Source organism: Bacillus sp. AY2-1, from assembly GCF_008368965.1.
In the GTDB taxonomy this organism is placed as follows: domain Bacteria; phylum Bacillota; class Bacilli; order Bacillales; family Bacillaceae_G; genus Bacillus_A; species Bacillus_A thuringiensis_S.
Map to the genome: position 1 here is coordinate 1 of NZ_QPEL01000089.1, position 6429 is coordinate 6429.

Below are 6429 nucleotides of genomic sequence, written 5' to 3' on the forward strand. Positions count from 1 at the left end.
CGTAAAAGCCCGATTGGTTCAACTAATAATCAGTGGGAGATGAACAAAACCCCCACTGATTAAAGTTTCACTTTATCATTTTACTTTATAATATAAATTTACAAATTGCCCAAAACGTTTCGTATCCGTTAAAATTAAATTAATTTCCGGATTCTTGTCTTGAAATAACGGAACTCCAGAACCTAATATATGCGGTGTAATTGTAACAACATATTCATCAATTAAATTATTCTTAAAGAACTCTCTCAGTAGACTCCCTCCACCGACCATCCATATTTTAGATCCTTCTTGCTCTTTCAACCTTTTCGTAAACTCCACTACCTCTTCATTTACAAAATCCACGTGTTCATTTGAACCTTTTTGTGAGTTAGAAAAAACATAACATTTTTTATCTAAATACGGGAATGTTTCCATATGCTCTACTACATAATCATACGTTCTTTTCCCCATAATTATTGTATCAATCGTTTCGTACATTTCTGTATAACCGTTATCTCCCTCTCCTTCGGTTTCCATTAACCACTCTAAATCATCATTTTCTTTCGCAATATATCCATCTAAGCTCGCCGCTATAAATAAAACTATTTCACGTGACATATCTTTTCCTCCTTGTATCTCATCTTGATAACATATGATGTAAACAATATACTAACAATAAAACACGACAATTTATGTCATGTTTAAAAAGAAAAAAGGTGATACATTTGTCAAAAGCTAAACGCTTATTAGATATTCTTATATTTGCTTCTGCGAAAAAAGCATTTACAGCTCAAGAAATAGCTGATGAATTTAATATTTCCGTTCGTACTGTCCATAGATACATTTTAGATTTAAGTGATATGGGATTACCCATTTACGCTGAGCAGGGTCGCAACGGAGGATATAAAGTATTAACGAATAGAGTAATTCCGCCTATTTTATTTACGGAAGAAGAAGCGGTCTCCATCTTTTTTGCCTTTCAATCTTTAAGCTACTACCGAGACCTGCCTTTTAATACAGAGATCCATTCTGTTACGCATAAACTGTATAGCTCTCTACAACATGATGCGAAAGCGAAAGTTGATAAAATACATTCTTATATCGCCTTTTGGAATCCGAAGAGAACAATTGAGACACCACTTTTAAACGACGTGTTAACTGCCGCTATTGAAAATAAAAATTTACACTTTCAATACGAATCTAAATCAGGGATAAAAACAAAACATGTTCATCCTATCGGTGTATATGCTCATGACGGGCTATGGTACTTACCGTCCTATGACTATGATAGGAAAAAAGTATTACTGTATCGTATCGATCGTATTCTTTCTATATTATCAACGGAAGAAAATGAGGATACATTCATGAATTTAGAAGAGTGGTTTGCCTCTAACTCTAACGTAGTACACAGTCCTACTCAGTTACATGTTTTACTGACAACAGAAGGCGTACGCCAATGTAAAAGCGTTCCTTATCTTGAGGAATTCGTTATAGTAAACGAGGATGGGACAGGATATATAAATTCAACAATTGATAAAGGTGAGATTAACTTTATTACTCCGTTATTTTATAGACTTGGAAAAGATGCAAAAGTTTTAGAACCGAAAGAATTGATAGATGGTTTACGTATACGTGCGAAAGAAGTTTTACATATGTATGAAGACGAAAAAAGCTGCTAAATATAAGCAGCTTTTTGTGTATTTGTTCCTATTGTTTTGACTGTTGACGAATATCAATCCACCAACGATATGACGCATTCATATTTTCAGTACTTCCATTCCCTCTGTAATGGAAAGCATCCAAAAAGATTGAATCTAGTTTATCTTCATCTACAAAGTAACCTAAGTTAACTTTTACCGTTTCTCCTGGTCGGATACTGCCAATATTGTAGAAGCTTTTCCCATCTCCGTGAGGCTCTAAATAATCAACTTCTCCCGTCATAATACGCGTTGCATCCATTCCCTCTTCTTTAGCGTATTTCCATGCATTCCCTTCAAATTTAAGCTGCTTTATGGATGGATGCATATAGATTTCTTCTGTCGCCTGTTTACCAATATTTCTCACTGTTGTTGTCAAGTAGACAAATTTAACATTAACTAATTGCGAATCTACTAATGTATCAATTGAATCTTTACCATTCCCTAATTTATATACATCCCGTCTGTACGATAGCAGTTTTCCCGTCTGATCTAAAGCCTTCTTCTTGCTTAATATCCCTAGGCCAAGTTCATTAAAGTTCTCTTGTTTAAAATCTTTAATCGAATCAAAAACTTCAACTTTTTCTATCACATATTCAATTTGGCTGTTATCCATAGATATCGTTACTGGAACCTTTTGCCCTATATGAAATAGTCGTTTGCTATCTTTTTTCAAAGGAATCACTTTAGATTTTTTAAGTTCATCTGCTTGGCTAAAATACTTTTTATCATAATTTGATATATGTGATGCCTTTTCTTTTGACGTGGGCTCAAGTGAAATATTCCCTAACACATCTATCATTTGTTCTTCATTTATATCTGATCCAATAAAACTTTCTAACATAATCCCTTCTTTCTCAAAAAAGAGAAAGACCTTCCTATCAAACATTACATTGTTGTTTCCAGTTTCTTTATGAACAATTACTGCTTTCTTGCCACCTATCTCTTTTTCTTCGTAGCTTTTTGAATATAAAGTTTGAAAGTCCGCATTTTCCCCTACTCTCCAAAGACTAAATGAAAAGCCTCCATTTGCGTCGTTATCTTTAAATGAATATTTCATAGCAGAGTCATCAATTGCTTCCATATTTTCTGGTAATTTATCAATTTTCAGCTTATACCACTTATCAGCCTTTTTCGAATCCTTGTTTGTTACCGAAACATTTACTTCATAATTTTGTTTTTGAACAATCATATTATAGACTTTCACTGCTCCAAAAACGGTTGTCGGCATGCCGATTAATAAGCAAGCAGCAGCGATTAACATACGATGTCTTTTACGCTTTTTCTGCGGTTGTCCATCTTTCAGCTTCATTTCCTCCATAAACAATTTCCTTTTGCGCGTATATGTATGTGAAAATTCATGTCTTTCTTCGAGTTTATCAAAATCATCTAAAGCAATTTTTTCAGCAAGTTCATATATTTCTTTGGAGTTCTTTGAATTCGTCATGTTGTATACCTCCTATCATATTTTGGACTCGTTTTCGAGCGCGTTCAAACTGCTTGCGGACATTAGCCTCCGTAATCCCCATTACACTTGAAATTTCTTGATACGTTAAGTTATAGAAGACTTTGTACTTAAACACCTGTCTGTTAGATTCATTTAACTCTTTTAGCAATGTATCAATTTGAACCTCAGACATTTTACGTTTTTCCCACTCTTCAATATTTTCATCTACTGCTTCTATTGATTCTCTTTCATATTCTTCTAAAAATGTTTCATGTCGTTTATTTTTCCGGTAACTATCAATCGCCTTGTTTTTCGCGATCCTCAAAATATAGCGTTTAAGCTCTTCAGTGCTCAAGCTATGGAGCTTTTCCAAGTTCTTATAAAGAGTAATAAACGTCTCTTGAACCGCATCTTCAGCCTGTTGAATATTATTTAAAATAGAATACGCTACATAATAAATTTTTTGTTCGTACAACTCGTATAGCTCTTCCATCTTTTCATAATCGTTATTTGTAACTTTCATATAATTCCTCCTCTCACTCTATATAACGAATGAGCACTGTACTTTGTGACACTGCAAAATCTTTTTATAGATAAAATTTAATAATAGAATAAACAAAAGCCCAATTTCTCTATTGTAACTGAGAAATTGGTCTTTTTAATATTAGAATTTTCCTGACTGTATCTCTAAGAAAAATTCTTTTACACCTTTTCAATATGCAGTATTTGCTCTATCGCTTCTTTTAACAAATTCTTTGTCTCTTCAAAGTTATGATTCTTCTTTTCCTCCGGTTGCACCGTATAAAACTCAGCAAACGAACGCTCTTTATATCTTGGTACGACATGCATATGGTAATGTGTTAACTCGTTAAATACTCCACCATTTTGACAAACTGTAATTCCATCTGGTTTATATAATGCCTTAATCGCTTTTGCAATCAGCTTAGAAGCATCCATAATTGATCTTGCTACAACGTCATCTAATTCTTCTACTTCTACAACATGTTGCTTTGGCACAATTAAAGTATGTCCTGGGTAGAAAGGCGCATGATCTAAAAAGCAAGTTACATAATCATCTTCATATACTTTATATATTTTTTCCTCTTCGTTTGCTAATTTACAACCTAAACAGTCCACTACACTTTCCCCTCTTTCTAAAAACATAAAAACGTGAGAATACGGCTCTCACGTTTTTATGTTTCATTTTATTAGTTCAATTGTTTCCGTAACCTTTATACTATCTTTTACAGATTGAACAATCGTACAATTTTTCACTGCAAGCTGCAATGCTTTGTCCAACTGCTCTTCTGTAATGTTTTCCGCTTTAATTTTATATTGCAAATGAACACTTTCAACTGGTTTGGATAAAGCTTCACTTCTACCAATTTCAGTTTCGATCGTAAACGTATCGTATGTAATACGTTTCTTTTCTAAAATTGTTCGAAAGACAATTGCACTACATCCTGCGATAGAAGAAACGAGTAATTGTAACGGTGAATACCCGTTTTCTTTTCCAATCGCTAATTGAGCGTACGATAAATCTGCCTTTATATCATCGTGTTTGATTGTTAGTTTCATTTGTTTTGTCCATCTCCACTTTCATCGGTTTCTGCTGTTTCTTACTCATATAATAATAATATATATAGCAGAAAATGATAAATGGAATACCGCAGTATAACGCCATTCTTTGTTCAGGAATAAACGCTAAACTAATAACAACGATGCTATTTGTAATTAAAGCTAAAATTGGAACAATCGGATATAGTGGTGTTCTATACTTTAAGTCCTCTAACTTTCCTCCGCCTTTTATATACTGACTTCTAAAGCGAAGTTGCGATAGAGCAATAATGATCCAACTTGAAACAGCCGATAAACCAGCTATCGATAATAAGTACATGTATACTGTATCTTCTGCAAGGAAACTTGTGAATAGGGATAATCCAGCTACCGCAATCGTTACGACTAGCGCTGTAATTGGAATACCACGTTTATTTACTTTCTTGAAAGAAGTTGGTGCCATTCCTTCATTTGCAAGTGACCATAATATACGTGTCGCTGCATATAATCCAGAGTTCGCTACAGATAATAACGCAGTAATAATAACAAAGTTCATAATATCAGCTGCATATGGAATACCGATTTTATCAAATACAACTACGAATGGACTTTCTTAATAATATCACCTGCATATGGAATACCGATTTTATCAAATACAACTACGAATGGACTTTCAATTACGCCTGCTTCCTTCCAAGAAATTAATCCTACTAAAATTGTCATTGTTAAAATGAAGAATAACATAATGCGCCATACTGTATTACGGATCGCACGTGGAATTGTTTTTTCTGGATTTTCACTTTCTCCCGCTGCAATCCCGATTAACTCTGTTCCTTGGAACGAGAAGTTAACTGTAATCATTGTAAGTAATACGGCAGCTAGTCCATTCGGGAAAAGTCCACCATCGCTTACAAAGTTAGAGAAAAGAGGTGCTGCTTCTTTTCCGTCATATGATATAAATCCTAATAATGCACTACCACCAAGAACAACAAATGCAAGGATTGTAATTACTTTACTACTCAAGAACAACAAATGCAAGGATTGTAATTACTTTAATACTAGAAAACCAAAATTCTAATTCAGCGTAGCTTTTCGCTGAGATAGCATTTGACGCATATAGAATAACGCCGAATACAAGGCACCATACCCAAACATCAACATTTGGAAACCATCTTTTCATCATTAAACCTATTGACGTTAATTCTAGACCCACTGTTACTGCCCAGCCGAGCCAGTATAACCAACCAATCATAAAGCCTGTTCCTGGTCCAATAAACTTCGTTGCATACTTTTGGAAAGATCCCGAAACCGGCATTGCTACCGTTAACTCTCCAAGACAAAGCATTGTTAAATACATAATAAATCCGCCTACTAAATATGAAAGGATGGCCCCCCCTGGTCCAGCCTGATTAATGGTGTAACCCGAACCTAAGAAAAAACCAGTTCCAATTACACCACCAAGTGCGATCATAAATAAATGTCTACTCTTCATCGTACGATGTAATTTCTCATTCGTTGGTTGCTGCATCTAAATCCTCCCCCTACAAATACCCCTATATCTTGTTAAAATTTTCTGATAATAAAAATATACACGAAAGCGATTACATTTTCTATATAAAATTAAAACTTTTCTGATAAAATAATATAAAAAATCTAATTATAGCTAGATTTAGATTCTATTTAGAGGAAAATAAGGATAAACAAGGAAAAACCCTTACATATATTGTAAGGGTTAACGAAGTTCTAATC

6 protein-coding genes and 1 pseudogene are annotated in these 6429 nt (G+C 34.1%); 1 reads left to right on the forward strand and 6 read right to left on the reverse strand.

What is annotated here, in order from left to right; genetic code table 11:
• Positions 1-75: 75 nt before the first annotated feature.
• The gene (locus tag DN403_RS20820) at positions 76-597 is read right to left on the reverse strand and encodes a dihydrofolate reductase family protein (protein ID WP_098437278.1); all 522 of its coding nucleotides are present in this window, start codon (positions 595-597) and stop codon (positions 76-78) included.
• Positions 598-671: 74 nt separating this feature from the next.
• Here DN403_RS20820 and DN403_RS20825 point away from each other — a divergent pair, with 74 nt between their 5' ends.
• On the forward strand, positions 672-1658 hold the full coding sequence (locus tag DN403_RS20825; RefSeq protein ID WP_133964067.1) for a helix-turn-helix transcriptional regulator: 987 nt from the start codon (positions 672-674) through the stop codon (positions 1656-1658).
• A 28-nt stretch (positions 1659-1686) separates the two neighbouring features.
• On the opposite strand, the gene DN403_RS20830 is transcribed toward DN403_RS20825, so the two are convergent.
• The 5 genes and pseudogenes from DN403_RS20830 to DN403_RS20850 form a co-directional block, all read right to left on the reverse strand.
• Positions 1687-3123 (reverse strand): DUF4367 domain-containing protein, encoded by a 1437-nt coding sequence (locus DN403_RS20830; protein ID WP_149185705.1) that lies wholly within the window; start codon positions 3121-3123, stop codon positions 1687-1689.
• Positions 3089-3646: an RNA polymerase sigma factor gene (locus DN403_RS20835; RefSeq protein ID WP_000869275.1), complete on the reverse strand. Its 558-nt coding sequence runs from the start codon at positions 3644-3646 to the stop codon at positions 3089-3091. Before DN403_RS20835 ends, DN403_RS20830 begins: the two co-directional genes overlap by 35 nt.
• A 179-nt stretch (positions 3647-3825) precedes the next feature.
• On the reverse strand, positions 3826-4260 hold the full coding sequence (locus DN403_RS20840) for an HIT family protein (protein WP_000340518.1): 435 nt from the start codon (positions 4258-4260) through the stop codon (positions 3826-3828).
• Between the two features lie 63 nt (positions 4261-4323).
• Positions 4324-4701, reverse strand: coding sequence for an OsmC family protein (locus DN403_RS20845; protein WP_000778854.1), 378 nt, complete (start codon positions 4699-4701; stop codon positions 4324-4326).
• A pseudogene (locus DN403_RS20850) lies at positions 4676-6208 on the reverse strand (amino acid permease). Before DN403_RS20850 ends, DN403_RS20845 begins: the two are co-directional and overlap by 26 nt.
• Between the last annotated feature and the right edge of the window lie 221 nt (positions 6209-6429).

Excerpts from the sequence above, each read along its gene's own strand:
- DN403_RS20835 (WP_000869275.1), bottom strand. The coding sequence starts at position 3,646 with ATGAAAGTTACAAATAACGATTATGAAAAGATGGAAGAGCTATACGAG.
- DN403_RS20825 (WP_133964067.1), top strand. The coding sequence starts at position 672 with ATGTCATGTTTAAAAAGAAAAAAGGTGATACATTTGTCAAAAGCTAAA.
- DN403_RS20830 (WP_149185705.1), bottom strand. The coding sequence starts at position 3,123 with ATGACGAATTCAAAGAACTCCAAAGAAATATATGAACTTGCTGAAAAA.
- DN403_RS20820 (WP_098437278.1), bottom strand. The coding sequence starts at position 597 with ATGTCACGTGAAATAGTTTTATTTATAGCGGCGAGCTTAGATGGATAT.
- DN403_RS20845 (WP_000778854.1), bottom strand. The coding sequence starts at position 4,701 with ATGAAACTAACAATCAAACACGATGATATAAAGGCAGATTTATCGTAC.